This window comes from Spongorhabdus nitratireducens, assembly GCA_947387575.1.
GTDB lineage: Bacteria > Pseudomonadota > Gammaproteobacteria > Pseudomonadales > Endozoicomonadaceae > CANDOC01.
The window spans coordinates 13,800-34,575 of the sequence record CANDOC010000007.1 but is presented as its reverse complement, the minus strand read 5'-3'; the positions used below and the strand labels follow the sequence as shown (position 1 = coordinate 34,575).

Below are 20,776 nucleotides of genomic sequence, written 5' to 3'. Positions count from 1 at the left end.
AATTAAAGAATCAATAATATGCGGGCTTTATTGTTGCTGCTGGGTTGTATCGGAGGGCTGTGGAATACGGCTTCTATAGCGGGTGAACAAACTGGAGTGGTTGTTTCTCACGGTATTGCCCGCTTTGATGATCTGAAGTATCCGGCCGAATTTTCCCACTTTGATTATGTAAACCCCGATGCTCCCAAAGGCGGGACTGCCCGCTTTTATGCCCGTGGTACCTTTGATTCCATGAATCCTTATGCAACCGGGGGAGAACTGCCATTTCGACATGCCATATTTGCAGCTGAGTCTCTCGGCTTTACTGGATTTAATGAGCCGCTGATGGTGGGGTATGGCTCCTATGATCCATCGGGTGATGAATTCCATTCTGCTTACGGATTGATAGCTGGCTCGGTTGAATATCCGATTGATAACAGCTGGATCATTTTCAATTTGCGTCCTGAATCCCGTTTTCATGATGGTCATCCGGTGACGGCAGAAGATGTAGTGTTTTCTTTTCGGGTGCTGAAAGAGAAGGGGCATCCATCATACAAGTTACAGCTTGAGCCCATCAAAAGTGTGACTGCTGAAGGTTCTCACCGGGTTCGGTTTGACTTTCAAAAAGCCGGCACCCGCACCCAGCTGTTCTGGGCTGGCAATCTGCCAGTATTACCTGCTCATTACTGGAAAGGGCGTAATCTGGAGAAAACAACACTGGAACCTCCCCTGGGCAGCGGGCCTTATCGGGTAAGCAAGGTTGATCCTGGCGTATCGGTCACCCTGAGCAGGGTCAAGGATTACTGGGGGCAGAACCTGGCAGTCAATCGCGGTAAATATAATTTTGATGCTGTAGAGCTCCAGTTCTATCGTGATTTTGATATCGCCTTCGAGTCTTTCAAGGCAGGTAAATATGATGTCTATGTGGATATGTTTGCCAAGAATTGGACTCAGGGATACGACTTCAAGGCCATGAAAACCGGTGAGGTGAAGCGCCGGGCATTTGAAAACCATATGCCATATGGATGCACCTGCTTGTTTTTCAACGTCCGCAAGCCTTTATTCAAGGATATCCGGGTACGAAAGGCTCTGGCACTTCTGTTTGACTTTGAAACAACTAACGAGAGAATTTTTTATGGTCTCTATACCCGGTTAAAAACCTATTATCCTGGTGAATCACTTGAAAGCCCGGCTGATGGTCTTGGTGCAACAGATTTGCCTGACCCTGAAGAGCAAAAGTACCTCCAGCCATGGCGCTCCGTTCTGCCTGCAGAAATGTTTACCCGGACTTTTGAGCTACCTGTGTTTGATGGAAATAGCAGTTTTCGACAGCAGCAACGTCGAGCATTTGAACTGCTAAGGCAGGCGGGGTGGATTTATAAAGACGGCAAGTTGATTGATAGTAAAAGTGGCAAGCCATTTGAATTCGACTTTATTCATTATACCAAGGGGGCTATGGCCTACGTTCTGGCATACGCCAAGAACCTTGAGTCTGTCGGTATCAAACTGAATTACCGACTGGTTGACCAAAGCCAGTATCAGCTCCGTATGCGCCAGCATGACTTTGATATGGTTCATCGGATTTTGCCGCAGAGCTATTCTCCTGATCTTGAACAGCAAAATTATTTTCACTCTTCCGGTGTGGATGACCCGAGCTCTTTAAATCTTGCCGGTGTAAATCACCCGGCTGTCGATTTCCTGACAGAGCAGATTCCTCTGGCGAAATCCCGTCAGGAACTGGAAACCCTGGTTAATGCGCTGGACCGGGTCTTGCTCTGGAATTATTACAGCATTCCATTGTGGCGTGCCTATACAACCAGAGTTGCCTATCGTGATGTATTCGGTTGGCCGGAACATCTGCCACGCTATGCTTCAAGTTTCAGGACCTGGTGGTACCGGGGAACACCATCAGAAAGCCAACCCTGATAACGACAGGTGAGTCATAACTCATCTATTATTTTCACAATTGCACCTTATAAGGCTTGGAGATATAACATGAGGACGTTGATACTCTTTCTCCTTGCCCAGATATTATCGAGCTTCTCCATTGCTGAGACAGATTCAGCGTCTCCGGTTATCACGGTAGCTCATGGTATTGCCCGTTTTGATGACCTTAAGTACCCGGCAGATTTCCGTCATTTTGATTATGTAAACCCGAATGCACCCAAAGCGGGCAATATCAGTTTGTTTGCATTTGGGTCGTTTGATTCGCTCAATGCTTATGCCACCAAAGGCCTGACGCCATCTCAAAGCCCGATGTACCGGGTACTGCACTATGGATTTTCAGAGCTTAACGAACCGCTGATGGTTGGCTCTGGGCAATACGACCCTTCTGGTGATGAGTTTCACTCAGCTTATGGTTTGATTGCTGCTTCGGTTGAGTACCCTGAAGACAACAGCTGGATGATTTTTAACTTGAGACCAGAAGCCCGCTTTCATGATGGCCATCCAATTGAAGCGTCTGATGTTGTCTTCTCATTGAATGAACTGAAAGAGAAGGGGCATCCCCGATTCAGAATGCAGCTTGAATCGGTCACAAAAGCGGAAGTATTGAATCGTCACCGGGTGAAATTTTACTTCTCCTCTGCAGGAACCCGTGCGCAACTTTTCCGGGTTGCAGAGTTACCCGTACTGCCAGAGCACTACTGGAAAGAGCGTGACCTGGGCAGGTCATCTATTCAGATTCCTTTGAATAGTGGTCCTTATCGTATAACCGCTATGGAACCCGGGCTGTCGATCACTTTTTCCCGAGTGAAAGACTATTGGGGAAAAGACCTGCCAGTAAATCGCGGAAAATATAACTTTGATGAGGTGAAGGTTTATTTTTACCGGGATTTGGATGTCGCCTTTGAAGCCTTCAAAGCGGGAGGGCATGACCTGCATGCTGAAATGGTTGCCAAAAACTGGGCCCTGGCTTATGACTTTCCGGCGATCAGTAAAGGCCTTGTGAAGCGTCATGAGCTCGATTACAGCGTGCCTTACGGCAGCATGATGTTCTTTTTCAATACCCGACGATCGTTTTTCAATGATATTCGGGTTCGTCAGGCAATGACTTTGTTGTTTGATTTCGAATCAGTTAACCGGCGGGTGTTCCATGGTGCCTATCGCCGTATAAATTCCTATTTTCCTCATATGCTGAGTGCAAAGGGGATTGCTGGCAGTCGTGAGATCCAATTGCTCGAACCCTGGCGGGATCAACTGCCAGGAGAGGTCTTTACTCAGCGATATCAGCTTCCGGTGAATAGTGGTGAGGATGATGGTTTAAGGGAGCAGCGATATCAGGCGCTGGCTTTGCTCAAGCAGGCAGGCTGGCAGTATAAAAAGGGAGAGCTGATCCACCAAAGCACGGGTGAAGTATTTAAAGTCCAATACATATCTCCCTCCAAAACAGCAACGAGATACGTTCTGCCTTTTGCCAATGAGCTGGCCAAGGTAGGTATAGACCTTCGCATTCAGGTGATGGATCAGGCGCAGTATATGGAACGTCTGCAAAAGCGCGACTTTGATATGGTGGGTAATATTCTGCCCCAGACCTTCTCCCCGGATATCGAGTTACAGCGCTACTTTCATTCATCGAGTATGAATGACCCGAGTACGCTCAATTTGTCTGGTGTCAGTCATCCGGCGATTGATTTCATTACCGAACGCATTCCACGCGCACAGAGCCGGGAAGAACTGGAAACACTGGTAAGTGCTCTGGATCGGGTTCTACTCTGGAATTTCTATGCCATCCCCCGCTGGCGCCCGAAGACATTGAAAGTTGCCTGCCGGGATATTTTTGCCATGCCTGAAACCCTGCCGAAATATGCCACCAGTTTCAGAACCTGGTGGTACAGGGAAAAAACTGATCAGTCTGTACCACAGGCTAATGACCAGTAGGGGTCGTATTGGTCAATACCCGCGTTCGTTTTAACCATTGAACTCACAGCTGATTCCTGTTGATCTAGGTAGTGAAGGAATATTTGGCATTCGTGGCAGTTCAGCACGTGAAAGCCGGAACGGTCAGGAATAACAAAACCATGGCGAAGGATCCGCACTCTCTCAAGTCCCGTTTCTCCAACTGGCATGAATCGGTCGAAGACAATCTGTTTAATATGTTTCTGACTGCGGAAATGCATCGTGCCGGGTTGGACCGGTTCAGCGGTCAAGTCCGAAACAAGCCGGCCGTCTGGTATGCCAGCAAGCATCCTCAGGGTGAGCCGGTGGTGATGGTGCATGGTTTCAGTGCCGACAAAACCTGCTGGCTCAAACTGGCCGGACTGTTGGGGCAGGAATACAACATTATGATTCCCGACTTGCCCGGTCATGGCGAAACCGGCACTCATCACTGTTACCGGCTGGAATCGATGGTGGACTGGCTGGATGAATGGTTTGATGCGGTAGGCATTGAATCGGCCCATATTATGGGGAGCTCGATGGGAGGAGGGATTGCGGCCTGGTATGCCTGGAAGCATCCCGAAAGAGTCCGGTCGTTAACCCTGATATCCAATGCCGGAATAAAACCACCCATACTTGGCCCGTTTATGCAGGAGGTACTGGAAACCGGCAGAAACCGGCTGGTTCACCGTCCGGGCCAGGATCTGGATGACCTGTTGAATCTGGTGATGGCACGTAAACCCTGGATTCCCAAGTTCGCTCTCAAGGCCATGGAACGGGAAATGCTGAACCGGGAAGCACTTAATGATGCAATCTTTGCCAATCTAATTGAAAGCTTTGAAGATCTGACAGAAGGGCATCCACGATTCGAGACCCTGCTGGAAGATGGTCCGTCAAAAATTCTGGCGCTGTGGGGGCAGGATGATCAGGTGTTGCATGTTTCCAGCACCGAAGTGATCAAACAGGTTCGGCCCGATGCGGAAATCATTATTATGAAGAACATTGGCCATGCGCCGATGCTGGAAGCCCCGAAACTCACGGCAAGGTTCTGCCATGAGTTTATGCAGGGGGTGATAAACGAAGCAGGCTGATTACTCTTCGTGATCCTGACGGTTCACTTCCTTGAAGTGGATCAGATCCCGGCGCTGCTTCTTGTCGGGACGACCTTCGGTATAAGGCACTGCACCTTTCAATGCCTTGCGGTTGGCGGCAGCATCTTCCCGCTTGCGCAGACTTTCCGGTGTTTCCTCATATAACAACTGGGCTTCCGGTGCGCCGCGACGGTTGCCGGACAGGGCTTTGATGACAACAGTCTTTTCGTCCCAGCCCTGACGCATGGTGATGACATCGTCGATCCTTGGTTCCTTGCTGGGTTTGGCGCGAACACCATTAAGATGTACCTTGCCACCTTCAATAGCATTCTTGGCAATAGCCCGGGTTTTGAAGAACCGGGCCGCCCACAGCCATTTGTCCAGCCGAACCTTTTCGTTACCTGTCTGGTTTTTTCCTGTACTCATTATGCCCGTTTCGATCAATCCGGTTATTGCTGTCTCTGTCAGGCCGGAACTGGCAGCAGATCTTCAAAGTGCTCAATCGCTTCGAATTCCTGCTCGCCTCTTGGCTGCTTGCGCAGATCCGGCTGAACGATGGAGAGATTATGGCGAATGCCGTAGTCCTTTGCACTCTGCAGGATAGAGCAGCTGTCATCAATAAACAGGCTGCGTGCCGGATCGAGACCGATATCCGCATGCAGGGCATCCCAGAATGCCGGTGTCTCTTTAGGGTAACCGTAGTGATGGGAGCTGATCAGACGATCGAAGTAAGGCTCCAGATTAATGGTTTCCATCTTCAGTGACAGCGAGCCCGGGTGAGCATTGGTAATCATTACAACCCGCTTGCCTGCAGCGCGAATCGCTTTAAGGAATGTTTCAACACCGGGGCGCAGGGCAATCAGATGCTGAAGCTCGCGCTTGAGTGCCTGAATATCCAGCTCCAGTTCCTTGCCCCAGTAATCCAGGCAATACCAGTCCAGCTGACCAACCTTGCTGTTGAAACGCGGCATCAGTTCTTTCTTGGCGAGGTTGAGGCTGATGCCATGCTTTTCAGCATATTTCTCGGGAACGTACTCCAGCCAGAAGTGGTTGTCGAAGTGGAGATCCAGTAAGGTACCGTCCATATCCAGCAGAACGGTATCAACAGAGTGCCAGTCGAGGCTCATTGAAATGACCTTTGAAGAAAGATTCAGAGGGAATAGCTTCACTTTACTGCGAATCACCGGCTCTGCCTATTGGTAATTCATCATCCGGAAGTGCCCGATAATGCCTGTAAAACCGCAAATCAAAGCCCGCCGTATTGCTGCCCGAAGTCGTCTGTTCTGTGTTGAAGAACTGGATCTCGAATTCAGTAATGGCGAACAGCGTACCTACGAACGGCTTTGCCGGTCACACCATGATGTGCAGGCGATTATGGTTGTGGCGATTACCGCAAATGGTGATTTTCTGATGGTGGAAGAATATGCCGCTGGCACCGAAGACTATCAGCTGATCCTGCCCCAGGGGTTGGTCGAACCCGGGGAGGATATTCTGGAAGGAGCAAACCGGGAGCTGAAAGAAGAAGCGGGTTATGGCGCTCATAAACTGAAACCGCTGCCAATGCTGACAATATCCACCTATCTGGAGCATACGATCCAGCCCGTTGTTGCCACTGAACTGTATGAAGAAAAACTGGCAGGAGACGAACCTGAGCCATTGATTCTGCACCGCTTCGGGTTTGACCAGCTTGATGCTCTGATCTCCGGAGGCGCTGTTACTGATGCTCGGGTTATTGCAACCCTGTTAATGGTACGTAATCAAATAGGCTGATATTTGCCATCCAAATGATAACTTCGAATTATTATTTGGATAACAATTGATAATTTCAAATAATATTTTCGGGTTCATATACTCACCGCCATCAAAACCAGTCACGCCGCAGTCATCCCGGTTTGGAGAGTATTATGAAAATGAATCACGTTGGTATCATGGTGGGCGATATGGATAAAGCTGTAGAGTTTTATACCAATGCCCTGGGCCTTAAAGTTGTGATGGGCAACACCAAAGTTGTTGAAGAGCGCGAAACTGCTATTGGTAAAATGTGTATCGCAGTTTTTGGTGAAGGTTTTAAAGGCTTCAATATTGCACACCTTGTAACAACGGATGGTATTGGCGTCGAACTGTTCGAAATGAAAGAACGGCAGGAACGTCACGAAGTGGATTTCTCCCGACTGGGTATTTTCCACTTCTGCCTCCAGACAGATGACTTTGACGCTGTGATCGAAAAAGTTGAGAAGTTTGGCGGTAAAACAAGAATGGATATCATGCGTTATCATCCGGAAGATGATAATAAGCCGGCCAAGATGGTTTATCTGGAAGATCCGTTTGGTAACCTGTTTGAGCTTTATTCACACACCTACGAAGAAACCTATTCTTCCGAATATGAATAATTGTTCTGAGTGAGTAAAAAGGACTGGCCCTGTGCCGGTCTTTTTTTGTGCTGAACTTTATTCAAGGTTTATCCGTATGTCCCTTCCAAAAGAAATGGGCAGGAACCAGAAGATGGAAAGAGAGGTAAAACATACAGGCATAAAAAAAGCCGATGATCTGAATCATCGGCTTTTTTAAATCATGGTGCCGGCAGAGGGAATCGAACCCCCAACCCCCTGCTTACAAGGCAGGTGCTCTACCAATTGAGCTATACCGGCAAACTTCGAGCGAGATAATATGTAGCCTTGCCTGCGCTGTCAACAGCCAAGGCTGGCTGATATTGGCATAATCGTAAAAATACTTATTTTTTGTGTTCGAAGATAGCTCTGGTGAGAGAGCAAAAACGCATAGTTTGCGTCTTCCAAATATAAGTCTGTACCGTATTCCTAGTTAGTAGAGCTGAAGCCACATACCACCCAGTGCCCAGTCACTAGAGCTATCTAGCCACTTCATCTCTTTTCTAAGAGCAATGATGAAGTGGTGAAGACACAAAGAACGTAATATTTTAGTAATTGGTGATCAAAAGCTCTTTAATATTTCGGTTACTAGAGTTCAGATTGATTTCTCGACGGGCATCTATCTCATGTATATTGAAAAAGTTGTAGAGCCGCTTGATAAAGTCAGTATTGCTATTGCTTAATGCCCACTTAACACCCTGTGTGTCTAGTTCAGAGCAGAGAGCTGCTAGACGAATTTGATCGTTTTCGCGGAACTGCTGATCGGTATAACGATTAAAATCTGAGTGTCCGCCTAGTTTATAGTATGGTGGATCAAGATAGACAAAATCACCTTTCTTGGCACCATATAAATTTAGCTCGAAATCACCTTGTCGAATCTCTGTATTTCTAAGTCGTAAAGACGTCTGCCTGAGATTCTCAGGATCATAATAGCGTCGATCATAAGCACCGTAGGGGACATTAAACATTCCTTTTCGATTGACACGGAATAGCCCTCGAAAACAGGTCTTATTTAAATAAATAAAGTGCGCAGCTCTTTTATAGGTAGGAAGAGTCTCTGGTAAGGTTGCTCTTATCTCAAGATAATCCTCTTTGTTATTGGGAAGGGTATCGAGAATTTCGGCGACCTTTATCCAGTCTTTTTTTATCGCATTATATGTGTCTACAAGCCAGGAATTGTAGTCAGCAATTACAGCTCTTTTAGGGCTTAGAGAAAAAAAAATGCTACCACCACCAATAAACGGCTCGTAATACGTATGGAAATCAGAAGGAAAGTGTTGGATTAACTTTTCTGCAAGCGCCTGTTTGCCGCCAGCCCATTTTATAAAAGGCTTGACCGTTGAGTATTCGTTTTCTAGTAGTGTTACCTGTTCCATGGATAATAATGATACTTATAGTATGTGGACTGTCAAGTAGCATTTCATATCCTTGCGATGATCATAACAAGCCTGATAAACGGATGACCGAGAAAATAGAACATTGTGTAGAGTTTGGTCAGAAGATACGAAATCTACGTAAAGCGAAAGGGTATTCACAGGAGTCTTTTGCGCTTCATGCCAATATTCATCGAACCTATATGGGAGGTATTGAGAGAGGAGAGCGCAATCCAACACTCTCAACTATTTACCATTTGGCCGAAGCTCTTGATGTTGAGCCTTGGGAGTTGTTGAAGTTCCATGACTAAGTGTTCGCATGTTGTTTATCAGGCAGACAACAAGTATTTAAAGAGTTTGAAAGACAACTCTGTACACCTTATCGTAACCAGTCCTCCCTATGTCACCACAGAGTTCAAGAAGGGGCAGGACTTTGACTATGATGGTTTTCTTGAGCATTTTAAGGAGGTCTGTGAGGAGCTTTATAGGGTGCTTGTTCCCGGGGGACGGTTCGCTTTAAATGTGGCAGATATAATAACAAAGTACAGATATGATGATGAAGATACCATCTCACGCGTCCCTTTTGGCTCTGACACCTTTCAGATTGCACAAGATACAGGCTTTCGGCTGTTAGAGCGTTATATCTGGGATAAAGGGTTTACTCGTAATTTTGGTGGCCCTCTTCTAGGTAGCTACCCTTACCCCATGTCGATATTTAATAATAATTATTTTGAATATATTTATGTGTTGCGAAAGCCTGGAAAGCGAAAAACTAAAAATGATATTCGCAAAAAAAGCAGGGTTACGTTAGAAGAATGGAGAGCATGGACACAGCAATGGTGGCGTATTGAGAGCGTTACCGAAAAGTTTGATTATCATCGTGCTATTTTTCCGGTGGAAATTCCTTATCGCCTTATCAGAATGTATTCGTATGCTGGTGATACTGTGCTTGATCCATATATGGGAAGTGGAGCAACAATGATTGCTGCTAATAATGCAGGGCGGCATTCTATTGGTTTTGAAATCGATGACTGTGAAGAAATAATAAAGCAAAGAGTTAATTTTGAATTGTCGCTACTGAATGACTGCGGCCTTAACTATACGGTTTACAAGGATTATTTTTAATGCAAAGAACGGGGGTTTGGAAGGAGCTATCTTGGCGTCATCCTGTGTGGGAAGTAGTACGTTACTACAGAGCGTTACGTGGCAAGAATGCTAAAAAATCATTTCTTGATGAACTATCTCGTGACAAGACATTGTCCTTGGGTGAGAAGAGATTGCCAATACATGATGAAGTGGTTGACTTGCTGTTCCAGTATCTGGATGTAGAGAATAATATATATTTATCTGCTGAATCTGCCTTACGGACTGAGGAAGAGGCTCGCTCTTATTGTGAAAGAAATCAGCTCTCAGTAGGAACCACGAAAACTAAAAGCACTGACCATCATCAATCTTCCAAAGCTATGATCTCTAGTGTGACTGGTGTCGCTAAAAGAGTTTGTGAAGAAAAAGGTTTGGATTTTGATCCTGACCCTCAGAACCGATGTGTTTGGTTAAATAATGAAACACTTCATATTACTTCACGAAACTTAGATGGAGCTGTTCCCGGGCTTGTGAACCCTAATGTTATTTGGGAGATCAAAGAATATTGGGGAAAAACGAAGGGTGGCAGCAAGATGAGCGATGCGGTCTATGAATGTCAGCTTGTAGGTCGAGAGTTGCGAGAGTATGAAGAAAAGGGAGGCGACGTGGTGACTCATGTAGTTTTTCTTGACGGCAAGGAGCAGTGGTCCCATAGGCAGTCTGATCTTCGGCGTTTTCTAGATCTGACTTATCAAGGGCTAATTGATCATTTGATTATTGGCGATCAGGTTGAAACTGAATGGGAAAGCATTTTGACTGACTCGCTAACATCCGCTTTGTGCGATTAACCTGCACTCGATAGGCACTTCGCTACGGTCTTAGATGAGTGAAGCGAAGTGACAAATATATTTTGGTATATTCAACGGTTAGGTTGTTGGCTTAACTGGTGCCGGTAAGAGGACTTGAACCTCCGACCTTCGCTTTACGAGAGCGCTGCTCTACCAACTGAGCTATACCGGCAACGGGGAAAATATTAGCAGAAAAGCATTCATTTCTGGGGTAACCGGAAATGATCGGTGAAAGTGAAGGAAGGGACAGGTCCCACACTCGCCTCCCTGGCAAGTGTGTTGATCCGGTCCATAGGATCCGACGTCACCTGGAGCAGCCATCCCTGACCACGGGTTGAACACGGGTCTTGTTCATCCGGAACAAACGGTCAACCTGAAATTATTATTGGAACCAAATCTGATGAAAAAACATCGCTTATCGCTCGATAGCGTGTGAGATATGTCTCACAAAGACGTCGTGTGTCGACAGATTTGTACTTTGATAGCCGCAATATTGGACTTTTGAAGAGTAATAAAAGAGAGGTAATAAGGGGGAAAATAAAGGCGATGCCCGGATTTCAGGCATAAAAAAAGCTGAATCAATGATTCAGCTTTTTTCGGAATTTGGTGCCCAGGAGAAGACTCGAACTTCCACGCCCGTAAGGGCACTAGCACCTGAAGCTAGCGTGTCTACCAATTCCACCACCTGGGCAGTATCTATCGAATTCAATCAGATGAGATAAATATTGGTGCCCAGGAGAAGACTCGAACTTCCACGCCCGTAAGGGCACTAGCACCTGAAGCTAGCGTGTCTACCAATTCCACCACCTGGGCTTTATCTATCTTCGTCAATTCAAACAGCTGAGATAAGTATTGGTGCCCAGGAGAAGACTCGAACTTCCACGCCCGTAAGGGCACTAGCACCTGAAGCTAGCGTGTCTACCAATTCCACCACCTGGGCTTTATCTATCTTCGTCAATTCAAACAGCTGAGATAAGTATTGGTGCCCAGGAGAAGACTCGAACTTCCACGCCCGTAAGGGCACTAGCACCTGAAGCTAGCGTGTCTACCAATTCCACCACCTGGGCTTTATCTATCTTCGTCAATTCAAACAGCTGAGATAAGTATTGGTGCCCAGGAGAAGACTCGAACTTCCACGCCCGTAAGGGCACTAGCACCTGAAGCTAGCGTGTCTACCAATTCCACCACCTGGGCCTTATCTCGTCACTGCGTTGTCTGCAGCGAAGATGCGGGGGGATATTAAGGATTAGCGGTGGGGGAGTCAACCTTTTGCTAATGAATCTGTGATTGTGGTTTTCCGCATTTTGAAGCCGTTCAGCAAAAGCGCTTCTTCTTATAGAGAAAGCGCATCATTTTTCAGCACTTAATTTTGCCTTAATTCTGCTTCCGTAATCTGAATAGCATCGAAGGTTTACACGGGAGCACCGCTTGTGTCCTCGGAACACTATGTCACCAGTTATACGCAGGCAGAGCCTGAAGCACATTATCAGTTTGGATTAAGCCTGCAGGGTGATAACGACCGGCAACTGCTGGAAACGCTGATTTATCACAACTTTATGCAACATCATCAGGCGCGCATTTTCCGTTTTATGCCGGTGATGGTTGCAGCCTGGAAAAATGACCAGCCTGTTGCAGTTGCCGGACTTGATATGGCATGTGGTTTCGCGGAAGAGCGTTCCGGTCTTTTTACTGAAACTTATCTTGATATACCGGCTGAACAAGCCATTGCCCGTGAAGCGGCTCGGCCAGTAAGCCGGAATCAGGTGATTGAAATTGGCAATCTGGCGTCCGGCAATAAAGAAGCCTGTCGGCTGCTGTTTGTAATGCTGGCCGAGCTTCTATATCTGGCAGGTTTCCGCTGGGTGATTTGTACGGTCACTCCCGTCGTTGAACGCCAGCTGCGGATGATGAAATTTGAACCCATGTTGCTGGGGTATGCCGATGGCAGCCGACTGGGTGAACAGCAGCAGAACTGGGGTAATTATTATGACTCCAGCCCCCGAATTATTGCCGGCTCCCTGGGTTCGGCCAGTCAGCATGTTCATAGTTCTCCAGTATTCAGCAACAGCCTGCTTGGTTATCAACAAGAACTGAATCGAATGGTGTTACAGCTGAACGGAGGACAGAACAATGAATAACGTTCTGACCGCTCTGAAGCAGCATGCACTTTCCCGGCCTGAAGCTGTAGCACTGGCAGAGGGCAAACAGCATCTTACATGGCAAATGTTATGGCAGCGTGTTCAGCAGGCCGCTGAAACATTGCAACAACATCAAGTACAGCGTCTTGCTCTGGCTGCAGATAACGGAATCGGCTGGGTGGTAACAGATCTGGCATGCCTGCTGAACGGAACGGTTTGTGTGCCGGTTCCGCCATTTTTCTCAGAAGTTCAGGTTAACCATCTGCTGGCTGAAGCGGGTGTTGATGGTTTGCTGAGTCCCAGTTTATCCACAGGTGTTGCGCTGGGTGAAATAGAAGGTATGGCGCTGGCTCGCGTAGGTTCGGGTGTTCCCCCGGAACTGCCACAAGATTGCCAGAAAATTACCTTTACCTCGGGCTCCACCGGAAACCCGAAAGGTGTCTGTCTGTCGGCTGAACATCAACAGGCAACTGCATCTGCAATTGCCGAGGTGATTTCAGATGTGAAGGGCGAGCGTCATCTCTGCCTGCTGCCGCTGAGTACGCTGCTGGAAAATATTGCCGGCATTTATGTACCGCTGCTGAGAGGTATGTGTATTGAAGTCTCACCCATGGCTCAGCTGGGTCTGAATGGCAGCTCATCGCTTGATTTACCGGTCATGCTACAGGCCATCAGCCGTATCCAGCCGGACAGCGTGATTCTGACTCCGCAGATATTGCTCGGTCTGGTTATTGCTGCCGAGCGTGGCTGGGTGCCTCCTGCCAGCCTGACTTTTATTGCTGTCGGCGGAGGCCGGGTTTCACCCGAACTGCTGCTGCGCGCTACTGCACTGGGTCTTCCGGTTTATGAAGGCTACGGGCTGTCTGAATGTGGATCAGTCGTCAGTCTTAATACTCCGGCGGCCCGCCGGGCAGGTAGTACCGGCCAACCATTACCTCACTGCCGGGTTGAAATTGAAAACGATGAGGTCGTTGTGAAAGGTGCTGCTTTTCTGGGGTATCTGGGCGCTACCGGCTCATCAGACGACACAGTGCATACCGGTGATATCGGGCATCTGGATAAAGACAACTTTCTCCATATTACCGGTCGACGCAAGAATCTGCTGATTTCATCTTTCGGCCGCAATATCTCTCCGGAGTGGCCGGAAAGCGAGCTGCTGCAAACCGGACTGTTTAGTCACTGTGTTGTGGCAGGAGATGCGAAACCTTTCTGTGTCGCACTCTGCCAATTGCAGCCTGGTGTCAGCAAAGAAACTGTGGATAACACCATAGCCCGGATCAACCGCGAATTACCTGACTATGCCCGAATAAAGCAGTGGGCACTGTTACCTGAAAACCATCTTGCTCTCGGTGCCTGGACCGCTAACGGGCGTCCACGCCGGGAAGTGATTAATCAAATCTGTAAACAACAAATTGAACAGCTCTATACCGAATTAAAGGAGTGTGAAGCATGAAGTTCTTTGACCAGCTGCAACAGGCAACCGAGCAACAGCGCGCTGAATTGCTCAATGCGCCGGTAATCAAACGCTGCTTTGAAAGTGATATTACGCTGCAGGATTATGTCGCCTTTTTGACTCAGGCCTATCACCACGTAAAGCACACCATTCCCCTGCTCATGGCAGCCGGTGCCCGTATTCCGGAACGTCAGGAATGGCTGCGAGCCGCTATTGGTGAATATATCGAAGAAGAAATGGGGCATCAGGAATGGATCCTGAATGACATCGCTGCCTGCGGTTATGACAAGGAAGAAGTACGCAACAGTCAGCCGCTGCCGGAAACCGAACTGATGGTGGCTTATCTGTACGACACTATTAATCGCAATAACCCGGCCGGCCTGTTTGGCATGGTTCATGTGCTGGAAGGCACCAGTATTCAGCTGGCGACAGCCGGTGCCGGTGTTATCCAACAGGCGTTGGGCTTACCGGAAAGTGCGTTCAGCTATCTCAGCTCTCATGGCTCACTGGATATAGAGCACATGAAGTTTTTCGAAAGCCTGATGAACAAGATTGAAGATCCGGCGGATCAGTCGGCAATTATCCACAGCTCTAAAATGGTTTATCGCCTATATGGGGATATCTACCGCAATCTGGATAGTGTGACCCTGCCTGCTGTGAAGGAGGCTGCATAATGAATCTGAAGGGTAAAACAATACTTCTGACAGGTGCTTCTGGTGGCATTGGTTCGGCCATTGCCCGACAACTGGCAGCTGAAGGCGCTTCCCTGCTGCTGACCGGTCGTCGTGAGCAACCACTGCAGCAGCTTATCAATACACTGTACGGTGACGGGCATCATTATGTGGTTGCTGATCTGGGTGACCCGGTGCAACGACAACAGCTGCTTGACGCTGCTGAAGATGTTGATGTGCTGATTAACAATGCCGGTATAAGCGACTTCAGGTTACTGGCAGACAGCTCCGAACAGGATATCCAGCGCATGCTGGCAACCAATGTAGAGATACCCATTTCACTGTGCCACAGCTTGCTGCCTCTGCTGCAGCAGAAAAATGAAGCAGCCATTGTCAATGTAGGTTCAGCCTTTGGTGCTATTGGCTATCCCGGTTACTCACTGTACTGCAGTTCGAAATTTGCGATTCGCGGGTTTACTGAAAGTCTGCGCCGTGAACTGGCTGACACGCAGGTTCAGGTGCACTACCTGGCACCTCGTGCCACATCGACCGAAATTAATACTTCGGCGGTTAATGAACTGAACCGGGAGCTGGGGACAGTGACAGATTCCCCGGAGCGGGTTGCAACCGAGCTGGTTGATTTGCTGCAAAGGCCTTCAAGCAGCAGCCGGGCTATTGGCTGGCCGGAAAAGTTTTTTGCCCGTCTGAACGGACTGGCACCGGGGCTGGTTGATGGTGCGCTTAAAAAACAGCTGCCCACTATCCGTCGCTATGCCCGGCTAAATCACCAGAACTGAGAGTAAAGCAATGAAGCAACGTATAAAAAAGTGGCTCGCAATCACCGCATGTAGTCTGAGTTTGAGTGGCGTAGGGCTGAGCAGTGTAGCTCAGGCAGAAAACAGTGATGAATTGCTGGTGCTGCAGAAACAATGGGCTCAAATTCAATATGGTCAGTCTGAAGACAAAGGCGATGCATTTGCCGCATTGGAAAAACAGGCGACAGCTTTGGTGGACAAATATCCACAAAGTGCCGAATATTTTGCATGGCGTGGCATTATCCGTTCGACCCGAGCCGGGGCTGAAGGTGGTCTGGGAGCCTTGTCACTGGTGAAAGAAGCGCGGAAAGATTTCGAGCGTTCTATCGAACTGGATAAAACCGCTTTGGATGGTTCGGCCCTGACCAGTCTGGGAACACTTTATTATCAGGTACCTGGCTGGCCGCTGGCATTTGGCGACGATGACAAGGCGCGGGAACTGCTGGAACGTGGTCTGGCTGTGAATCCCCGGAGTATCGATGCCAATTACTTTTATGGTGATTTCCTGATGCAACAGGGTGAATATCGCCGGGCGCTGGAAATTTTGGAAACGGCTTTGCAAGCGCCAACTCGTATAGATCGTCCTCTCGCTGACAAAGGCCGGCGGCAGGAAATCAGCCAGTTGATTGAAGCACTGAAAGCAGAACTCTGATTGGTCCGGTATCGATGAAAGTCCTTTTGATTGAAGATGACGAGCTGCTGGCAAAAGGTATTCACGCAGCTCTGGTACGGGAAGGTTATGCTGTTGATCATGTTGCCCGGGCCAGTGAGGCCCTGGCAATGGTCAGGCAGAAGGATGCTGCTCCTGATCTGGTCATTCTGGATCTTGGCTTACCGGATATGGATGGTCTGGAGCTTTTACCCAAATTACGTCGGAAAGATTATGACAGGCCACTGCCGGTACTGATTCTGACGGCTCGAGATGGTATCAATGATAAGGTGGCAGGACTGGATAGTGGTGGTGATGACTATCTCACCAAACCTTTTGAAGTAGCCGAACTTCTTGCCCGGTTGCGGGTACTCGAAAGGCGGGCAGGGTATGGTGAAACGGCGGTTATTCAGCTGGGCAAGGTCAGTCTGGATACGGCCAGCCATAGAATGCAGGTTGCCGGTGGCGATGAAGTTGAGCTGCCCCGCCGTGAATTCGCCCTGCTGCGGGTATTGATGGAAAACCCGGGACGCATCTACTCCCGGGAACAACTGAACAGCAAGCTATACAGCTGGGATGATGAAGTGGCCAGTAATGCGGTGGATGTGCACCTGCACAACCTGCGCAAGAAAACAGGCTCTGACTTTATTCGTACTGTGCGTGGTGTTGGCTGGCTGGTGGAAAAGAATGCCTAAATGAAAACATCATCTATACGACAATTCATGATGGTCAGCCTGTTTTCGACAGTCACGGTTGTCGGTAGTGTGATGACATATTGGGGGCACCGGGAAAGCCTGCATGAGGTGCAGGAGCTGCTGGACGCACAACTAGTGCAGTACGCCCTGTCGCTGCAGCAACTGGTCGCCCCGGAAACGGGAGAGCTGGAAGTCGTTACGGTGCCTTTTGCATTGCTGCCTGAAGCTTGCAAGGGAGATGATGCCGAGTACTGTGAAGAGAAGTACGACACCAAGTTGTTCTTTCAGATAGTGGCTGAAGACGGACGCTTGCTGGTTGAGTCTGACAGTGCGCCGGATTTTCACCGGATCAAGTTTCGGGAAGGGTTCAGTCGAGTTGAGGGTGATGACTGCTGGTGGCGCATGTTTACCCTCTACGACAAGAAGAATAAACACTGGATTCTGGTCGCTCAGGAACAGGAAATCCGCGATGAACTGGGAGAAGTTATTGCCCTGCAGGGAACCACACCCTTTGTCGTGACCCTGCCGGTTCTGCTGCTGTTGATCTGGTGGCTGGTGGGGCGGGGTCTGAAACCGGTGCGTAGCTTGGCCAAAGAAGTTTCACGCCGGAAAGCTAATGATCTTGAGATAATAAATATCAAGCAAGTTGCCAAAGAGTTGATGCCTTTGGCGACATCGGTCAATAGTCTATTGTCCCGGCTTGCAGCAGCCTTTACCCGTGAGCGGCGGTTTACTGCAGATGCGGCCCATGAACTCCGGACACCATTGGCCGGATTGGGTGTTCATCTTGAAAATGCGGCCTCAAGCGAAGGAAAAGAACAAACTGAAGCTCTGGATATGGCCCGGGTTGCCCATCACCGCATGGTTCATCTGGTTGAACAGTTGTTGGTGCTGGCAAAAACAACACCGGAGAGCTATCTGGCCAGATTCCAGAAACTGGATCTGCAACCGGTTTGCCAGCGAGTGATCGCCGACAATATTCAACTGGCACTGGATAAGAGCCAGAATATCTCTCTGGAAGCCGATGATGCTGTCTGGGTTCAGGGCGATGTCACCGGAATAGAAATCATGCTTTCCAATCTGGTGCGTAATGCCGAGCTCTATACTCCGGCGAATGGCAGTATTCAGGTCAGTGCCTGTCTGGAACAGGGCAAACCGACGCTACGGGTTGTTGATAACGGACCGGGTATTCCGGAAGAAAAGAAAGTCCGGGTTTTTGACCGCTTCTACCGGATTGACGGTGATCGTCATGGTTCTAATGTTTCCGGTTCCGGGTTAGGACTATCGATAGTGGCTCATATCGTGCAGCTGCATAATGCAGATATCGAGTTTCTGACACCTGACGGTGGTGGGCTGGAAGTTAAAATTACATTCGAGCCTGCTTCAGCCTGAATCTCCAACAGCGTATGAGAGAAAGCCCGGAGACTCGCTCCGGGCTTTTGGTTTATCAGCCTTTACCAGTCAGCACTTCTTCATATGCTTTGAAGTTGTATGGGCGACCAAGGAAGTCTTCAACCAGCTCGGCTGCCGGTTTGGAGCCACCCGGTGCCAGAACCTTTTCACGATAATCGCGGGCAACGTCCTTATTGTTCAGTCCCTCTGCCTTGAAGCGGGTGAACATATCGGAAGCAATCGCCAGCGACCATTGGTAGGTGTAGTAAATGGCGGAGTAGCCATACAGGTGACCAAATCCGGCATAGAAGTGGCTGTCTTCAACCAGCGGATAGGGTGAGTATCGGGACTGCATGTTGTTAGCCAGCTGATCAATATTCAATCCTTTCGGCGAACGGTCATACAGATTCAGTGACAGTGATCCGTAGTAAAGCTGTTGCATGGTATCGAAGCCGCGGGCAAAGCTGCGGGCTTTTTTCATGCGGGCAACCAGACTCGCCGGAATCGGTTTACCTTCACTGTTGGTAGCAAACTTCTGCAGTGTCTCCAGATCCCAGACCCACTCTTCCAGCATCTGTGATGGTGCTTCAACAAAGTCCCACTCGGTAGACAGACCACTCAGAGCAGCCCAGCGATGGTTGCCACTGAACATATAGTGCAGCAGGTGGCCGAACTCATGCAGATAGGTTTCGACCTGATTGTGACCCATCAGGTTTTCACCGGACGGGAAGTTGGTAATCAAGGTTGCAACCGGTACCTGCTGATCTTTCACGCCTACCTGAATCGGGGAAAGGCGAGCGTGCTGATACTTGCCTTCCCGTGGGAACATATCGAGATAGAAACGACCGACCAGCTGCTTGCCGTCGTAAATTTCGTAGGCTTCAACACTGTTATGCCAGACCGGGGTATCCCATTTCTTGATGGTGACACCAAACAGTTGTTGGGTCAGATCGAGGATACCGCCTTTGACCTTGTTGTAGGCAAAGTACTGTCTGACTTCCTGTGAATCGAGGCGGAACCGCTCTTTCTGAATCTGGTCATGCAGGTAAGGCTTTTGCCAGCGATAAACCTTGTCTGCATGAGGCTGTTCCTGAGTCAGGCGATTGAGAAACTCTTGCTTGTCCTGCTCCATCGGGGCACGGGCAAAGCCGGATACTTTCTCGATAAAGTCACGGGCATTGCCGGCAGATCCGATCATTTTGTCAGCAGTTACAAACTCGGCGTAGTTTTTGTAGTCAAGCAACCGGGCCAGTTCAAACCGCTTTTGCGCCAGCTCCATCAGTACTTCGCGGTTCTGTGGATAACCCCGGTTAGAGAATTCCAGGAAGTAAGCTTTACGCAGCGCATCACTCTCGGCGTAGCGCATAAACGGCTGGTAATCGGGATACGCAGTTGTCAGGGTAATCTTGCCCTCCGCATCCGGCTTGTGAGCTGCAATATAATCTGTGGGTAGCCCTTTCAACTGGCTGGCTGAGTCTAGTTTGATCGTCCGGACATCTTCGCGAATATTGGTTGCGAACTGCTGGCCAACCCGGGAAATATCTTCCCGCAAGGTTTTGATCTGCTGGCGAACAGCATCACTTTTATCCACACCGGAACGCTGGAAGTCACGCAGCGTCAGCTCAACAAAGCGGCGGGTGTCTACAGGAGCCTTGCTGAGGTCGACCTGCTGCAGGGCATTGTAAATCGGGCGGGAAAGACTGAATTCATTAAACAGTTTGCCCAGTTTGATATCACACTCGCCAGCCGCTTTACGCACCTTGGCATTCGGGTGAACGGCCAGGTAGACACTGGACTGGCTGGATGCATCAGCAACATGAACCTGAAATGCGTTCATTGGCTGCAGCAGGTTTTGGGTAGTGTAGGGCGCTTGAATGGACTCAAGCTGGCTCAGCAGTTTGCGACCCTCGCTGAGTTCAGCTTCACAATATTCATTGAACGATTGGGCTGTCGGGGTGATGGCAAGAGCGGCGGTCTGGGTAGAGACAGCGGCGGCCATCATTAAGGCCGGGATAGCGGCAAGTTTTTTTCGGATCATTGTACGACTTAGACTTATTATTCTTAACCTGACGGACGTGCTGTGCAGGGGCGGATTTCAAGACTACCGCTTTTCAGGCAGGTTAAGAATAGTCTTGGTTAAGAGTAACCTTCAGGAAATGAATGAAAACAGCACTTGCGAGGACAAAAGACGCAACACCATAAAAATGGATACGTGACAGCCGGGCGGTCTTAGTAAAGTGATTCGCTAAATAAAATACCGGCTGGAACAGATTTCCGTATCCAAGATGATTCAAATAAAAAACTCCCTTCAATACTGTGTGTTATG

The 20,776-nt window shown here is 48.8% G+C and carries 19 protein-coding genes and 7 tRNA genes; 15 read left to right on the top strand and 11 right to left on the bottom strand.

Going from position 1 to position 20,776, the window contains the following annotated elements:
• The first annotated feature begins 18 nt into the window (after positions 1–18).
• The 3 genes from ACYZZ0_RS13650 (at position 19) to ACYZZ0_RS13640 (ending at position 4,946) form a co-directional block, all read left to right on the top strand.
• The gene (locus ACYZZ0_RS13650) at positions 19–1,905 is read left to right on the top strand and encodes an extracellular solute-binding protein (RefSeq protein WP_461537185.1); all 1,887 of its coding nucleotides are present in this window, start codon (positions 19–21) and stop codon (positions 1,903–1,905) included.
• Between the two features lie 69 nt (positions 1,906–1,974).
• Complete coding sequence (locus ACYZZ0_RS13645; protein WP_461537184.1) at positions 1,975–3,858, top strand: extracellular solute-binding protein; 1,884 nt, start codon at positions 1,975–1,977, stop codon at positions 3,856–3,858.
• 140 nt (positions 3,859–3,998) lie between these two features.
• Positions 3,999–4,946 carry an alpha/beta fold hydrolase gene (locus ACYZZ0_RS13640; RefSeq protein ID WP_461537183.1) on the top strand — a complete coding sequence of 316 codons (948 nt, stop codon included), beginning with the start codon at positions 3,999–4,001 and terminating at the stop codon, positions 4,944–4,946.
• On the opposite strand, the gene hslR is transcribed toward ACYZZ0_RS13640, so the two are convergent.
• Together hslR and yrfG are read right to left on the bottom strand one after the other, a co-directional pair.
• A complete protein-coding gene (gene hslR, locus ACYZZ0_RS13635) occupies positions 4,947–5,372 on the bottom strand; it encodes a ribosome-associated heat shock protein Hsp15 (RefSeq protein WP_461537182.1) in 426 nt (141 codons plus the stop codon).
• 38 nt (positions 5,373–5,410) lie between these two features.
• Positions 5,411–6,073 carry a GMP/IMP nucleotidase gene (gene yrfG / locus ACYZZ0_RS13630; RefSeq protein ID WP_461537181.1) on the bottom strand — a complete coding sequence of 221 codons (663 nt, stop codon included), beginning with the start codon at positions 6,071–6,073 and terminating at the stop codon, positions 5,411–5,413.
• Between the two features lie 100 nt (positions 6,074–6,173).
• Here yrfG and nudE point away from each other — a divergent pair, with 100 nt between their 5' ends.
• Positions 6,174–6,716, top strand: a complete 543-nt coding sequence (gene nudE, locus ACYZZ0_RS13625; protein ID WP_461537180.1) for an ADP compounds hydrolase NudE — start codon at positions 6,174–6,176, stop codon at positions 6,714–6,716.
• A gap of 134 nt (positions 6,717–6,850) precedes the next feature.
• The gene (locus ACYZZ0_RS13620; RefSeq protein ID WP_461537179.1) at positions 6,851–7,336 is read left to right on the top strand and encodes a VOC family protein; all 486 of its coding nucleotides are present in this window, start codon (positions 6,851–6,853) and stop codon (positions 7,334–7,336) included.
• A 182-nt stretch (positions 7,337–7,518) separates the two neighbouring features.
• Here the strand turns inward: ACYZZ0_RS13620 and ACYZZ0_RS13615 are convergent.
• Positions 7,519–7,594 (bottom strand) — tRNA-Thr (locus ACYZZ0_RS13615).
• 287 nt (positions 7,595–7,881) lie between these two features.
• Positions 7,882–8,709: a DNA adenine methylase gene (locus ACYZZ0_RS13610; protein ID WP_461537178.1), complete on the bottom strand. Its 828-nt coding sequence runs from the start codon at positions 8,707–8,709 to the stop codon at positions 7,882–7,884.
• Positions 8,710–8,792: 83 nt separating this feature from the next.
• Between ACYZZ0_RS13610 and ACYZZ0_RS13605 the strand changes: the two genes are divergently transcribed.
• Genes ACYZZ0_RS13605 through ACYZZ0_RS13595 form a run of 3 tightly spaced genes read left to right on the top strand, consistent with a single transcriptional unit; the run spans position 8,793 to position 10,637 of the window.
• Positions 8,793–9,017: a helix-turn-helix domain-containing protein gene (locus ACYZZ0_RS13605; RefSeq protein WP_461537177.1), complete on the top strand. Its 225-nt coding sequence runs from the start codon at positions 8,793–8,795 to the stop codon at positions 9,015–9,017.
• Positions 9,010–9,831 (top strand): DNA-methyltransferase, encoded by an 822-nt coding sequence (locus tag ACYZZ0_RS13600; RefSeq protein ID WP_461537176.1) that lies wholly within the window; start codon positions 9,010–9,012, stop codon positions 9,829–9,831. Before ACYZZ0_RS13605 ends, ACYZZ0_RS13600 begins: the two co-directional genes overlap by 8 nt.
• On the top strand, positions 9,831–10,637 hold the full coding sequence (locus tag ACYZZ0_RS13595; RefSeq protein WP_461537175.1) for a DUF7687 domain-containing protein: 807 nt from the start codon (positions 9,831–9,833) through the stop codon (positions 10,635–10,637). Before ACYZZ0_RS13600 ends, ACYZZ0_RS13595 begins: the two co-directional genes overlap by 1 nt.
• A gap of 96 nt (positions 10,638–10,733) precedes the next feature.
• On the opposite strand, the gene ACYZZ0_RS13590 is transcribed toward ACYZZ0_RS13595, so the two are convergent.
• From ACYZZ0_RS13590 to ACYZZ0_RS13565, 6 genes are all read right to left on the bottom strand, one after another.
• A tRNA-Thr gene (locus ACYZZ0_RS13590) sits at positions 10,734–10,809 on the bottom strand.
• 432 nt (positions 10,810–11,241) lie between these two features.
• Positions 11,242–11,328 (bottom strand) — tRNA-Leu (locus ACYZZ0_RS13585).
• 35 nt (positions 11,329–11,363) lie between these two features.
• Positions 11,364–11,450 (bottom strand) — tRNA-Leu (locus ACYZZ0_RS13580).
• 40 nt (positions 11,451–11,490) lie between these two features.
• Positions 11,491–11,577 (bottom strand) — tRNA-Leu (locus ACYZZ0_RS13575).
• Positions 11,578–11,617: 40 nt separating this feature from the next.
• A tRNA-Leu gene (locus tag ACYZZ0_RS13570) sits at positions 11,618–11,704 on the bottom strand.
• A gap of 40 nt (positions 11,705–11,744) precedes the next feature.
• Positions 11,745–11,831, bottom strand: a tRNA-Leu gene (locus ACYZZ0_RS13565).
• 236 nt (positions 11,832–12,067) lie between these two features.
• Here ACYZZ0_RS13565 and ACYZZ0_RS13560 point away from each other — a divergent pair.
• From ACYZZ0_RS13560 to ACYZZ0_RS13530, 7 genes are read left to right on the top strand one after another with little or no spacing between them, the layout of a single operon-like run.
• The gene (locus ACYZZ0_RS13560) at positions 12,068–12,775 is read left to right on the top strand and encodes a thermostable hemolysin (protein ID WP_461537174.1); all 708 of its coding nucleotides are present in this window, start codon (positions 12,068–12,070) and stop codon (positions 12,773–12,775) included.
• Positions 12,768–14,228, top strand: coding sequence for an AMP-binding protein (locus ACYZZ0_RS13555; protein WP_461537173.1), 1,461 nt, complete (start codon positions 12,768–12,770; stop codon positions 14,226–14,228). Before ACYZZ0_RS13560 ends, ACYZZ0_RS13555 begins: the two co-directional genes overlap by 8 nt.
• The gene (locus ACYZZ0_RS13550) at positions 14,225–14,902 is read left to right on the top strand and encodes a TenA family transcriptional regulator (protein WP_461537172.1); all 678 of its coding nucleotides are present in this window, start codon (positions 14,225–14,227) and stop codon (positions 14,900–14,902) included. Before ACYZZ0_RS13555 ends, ACYZZ0_RS13550 begins: the two co-directional genes overlap by 4 nt.
• Positions 14,902–15,696, top strand: coding sequence for an SDR family oxidoreductase (locus ACYZZ0_RS13545; RefSeq protein WP_461537171.1), 795 nt, complete (start codon positions 14,902–14,904; stop codon positions 15,694–15,696). The genes ACYZZ0_RS13550 and ACYZZ0_RS13545 overlap by 1 nt, the downstream gene beginning before the upstream one ends.
• A gap of 10 nt (positions 15,697–15,706) precedes the next feature.
• On the top strand, positions 15,707–16,366 hold the full coding sequence (locus tag ACYZZ0_RS13540) for a tetratricopeptide repeat protein (RefSeq protein WP_461537170.1): 660 nt from the start codon (positions 15,707–15,709) through the stop codon (positions 16,364–16,366).
• A gap of 14 nt (positions 16,367–16,380) precedes the next feature.
• Complete coding sequence (locus ACYZZ0_RS13535; RefSeq protein ID WP_461537169.1) at positions 16,381–17,058, top strand: response regulator; 678 nt, start codon at positions 16,381–16,383, stop codon at positions 17,056–17,058.
• Entirely contained in the window at positions 17,059–18,450 is a 1,392-nt protein-coding gene (locus tag ACYZZ0_RS13530) for an ATP-binding protein (protein ID WP_461537168.1), read from the top strand.
• Between the two features lie 55 nt (positions 18,451–18,505).
• Here the strand turns inward: ACYZZ0_RS13530 and ACYZZ0_RS13525 are convergent, their stop codons facing one another.
• On the bottom strand, positions 18,506–20,488 hold the full coding sequence (locus tag ACYZZ0_RS13525; RefSeq protein WP_461537167.1) for a M3 family metallopeptidase: 1,983 nt from the start codon (positions 20,486–20,488) through the stop codon (positions 18,506–18,508).
• Between the last annotated feature and the right edge of the window lie 288 nt (positions 20,489–20,776).

Excerpts from the sequence above, each read along its gene's own strand:
- ACYZZ0_RS13650 (WP_461537185.1), top strand. The coding sequence starts at position 19 with ATGCGGGCTTTATTGTTGCTGCTGGGTTGTATCGGAGGGCTGTGGAAT.
- ACYZZ0_RS13645 (WP_461537184.1), top strand. The coding sequence starts at position 1,975 with ATGAGGACGTTGATACTCTTTCTCCTTGCCCAGATATTATCGAGCTTC.
- ACYZZ0_RS13640 (WP_461537183.1), top strand. The coding sequence starts at position 3,999 with ATGGCGAAGGATCCGCACTCTCTCAAGTCCCGTTTCTCCAACTGGCAT.
- hslR (WP_461537182.1), bottom strand. The coding sequence starts at position 5,372 with ATGAGTACAGGAAAAAACCAGACAGGTAACGAAAAGGTTCGGCTGGAC.
- yrfG (WP_461537181.1), bottom strand. The coding sequence starts at position 6,073 with ATGAGCCTCGACTGGCACTCTGTTGATACCGTTCTGCTGGATATGGAC.
- nudE (WP_461537180.1), top strand. The coding sequence starts at position 6,174 with ATGCCTGTAAAACCGCAAATCAAAGCCCGCCGTATTGCTGCCCGAAGT.
- ACYZZ0_RS13620 (WP_461537179.1), top strand. The coding sequence starts at position 6,851 with ATGAAAATGAATCACGTTGGTATCATGGTGGGCGATATGGATAAAGCT.
- ACYZZ0_RS13610 (WP_461537178.1), bottom strand. The coding sequence starts at position 8,709 with ATGGAACAGGTAACACTACTAGAAAACGAATACTCAACGGTCAAGCCT.
- ACYZZ0_RS13605 (WP_461537177.1), top strand. The coding sequence starts at position 8,793 with ATGACCGAGAAAATAGAACATTGTGTAGAGTTTGGTCAGAAGATACGA.
- ACYZZ0_RS13600 (WP_461537176.1), top strand. The coding sequence starts at position 9,010 with ATGACTAAGTGTTCGCATGTTGTTTATCAGGCAGACAACAAGTATTTA.
- ACYZZ0_RS13595 (WP_461537175.1), top strand. The coding sequence starts at position 9,831 with ATGCAAAGAACGGGGGTTTGGAAGGAGCTATCTTGGCGTCATCCTGTG.
- ACYZZ0_RS13555 (WP_461537173.1), top strand. The coding sequence starts at position 12,768 with ATGAATAACGTTCTGACCGCTCTGAAGCAGCATGCACTTTCCCGGCCT.
- ACYZZ0_RS13550 (WP_461537172.1), top strand. The coding sequence starts at position 14,225 with ATGAAGTTCTTTGACCAGCTGCAACAGGCAACCGAGCAACAGCGCGCT.
- ACYZZ0_RS13545 (WP_461537171.1), top strand. The coding sequence starts at position 14,902 with ATGAATCTGAAGGGTAAAACAATACTTCTGACAGGTGCTTCTGGTGGC.
- ACYZZ0_RS13540 (WP_461537170.1), top strand. The coding sequence starts at position 15,707 with ATGAAGCAACGTATAAAAAAGTGGCTCGCAATCACCGCATGTAGTCTG.
- ACYZZ0_RS13535 (WP_461537169.1), top strand. The coding sequence starts at position 16,381 with ATGAAAGTCCTTTTGATTGAAGATGACGAGCTGCTGGCAAAAGGTATT.
- ACYZZ0_RS13530 (WP_461537168.1), top strand. The coding sequence starts at position 17,059 with ATGAAAACATCATCTATACGACAATTCATGATGGTCAGCCTGTTTTCG.
- ACYZZ0_RS13525 (WP_461537167.1), bottom strand. The coding sequence starts at position 20,488 with ATGATCCGAAAAAAACTTGCCGCTATCCCGGCCTTAATGATGGCCGCC.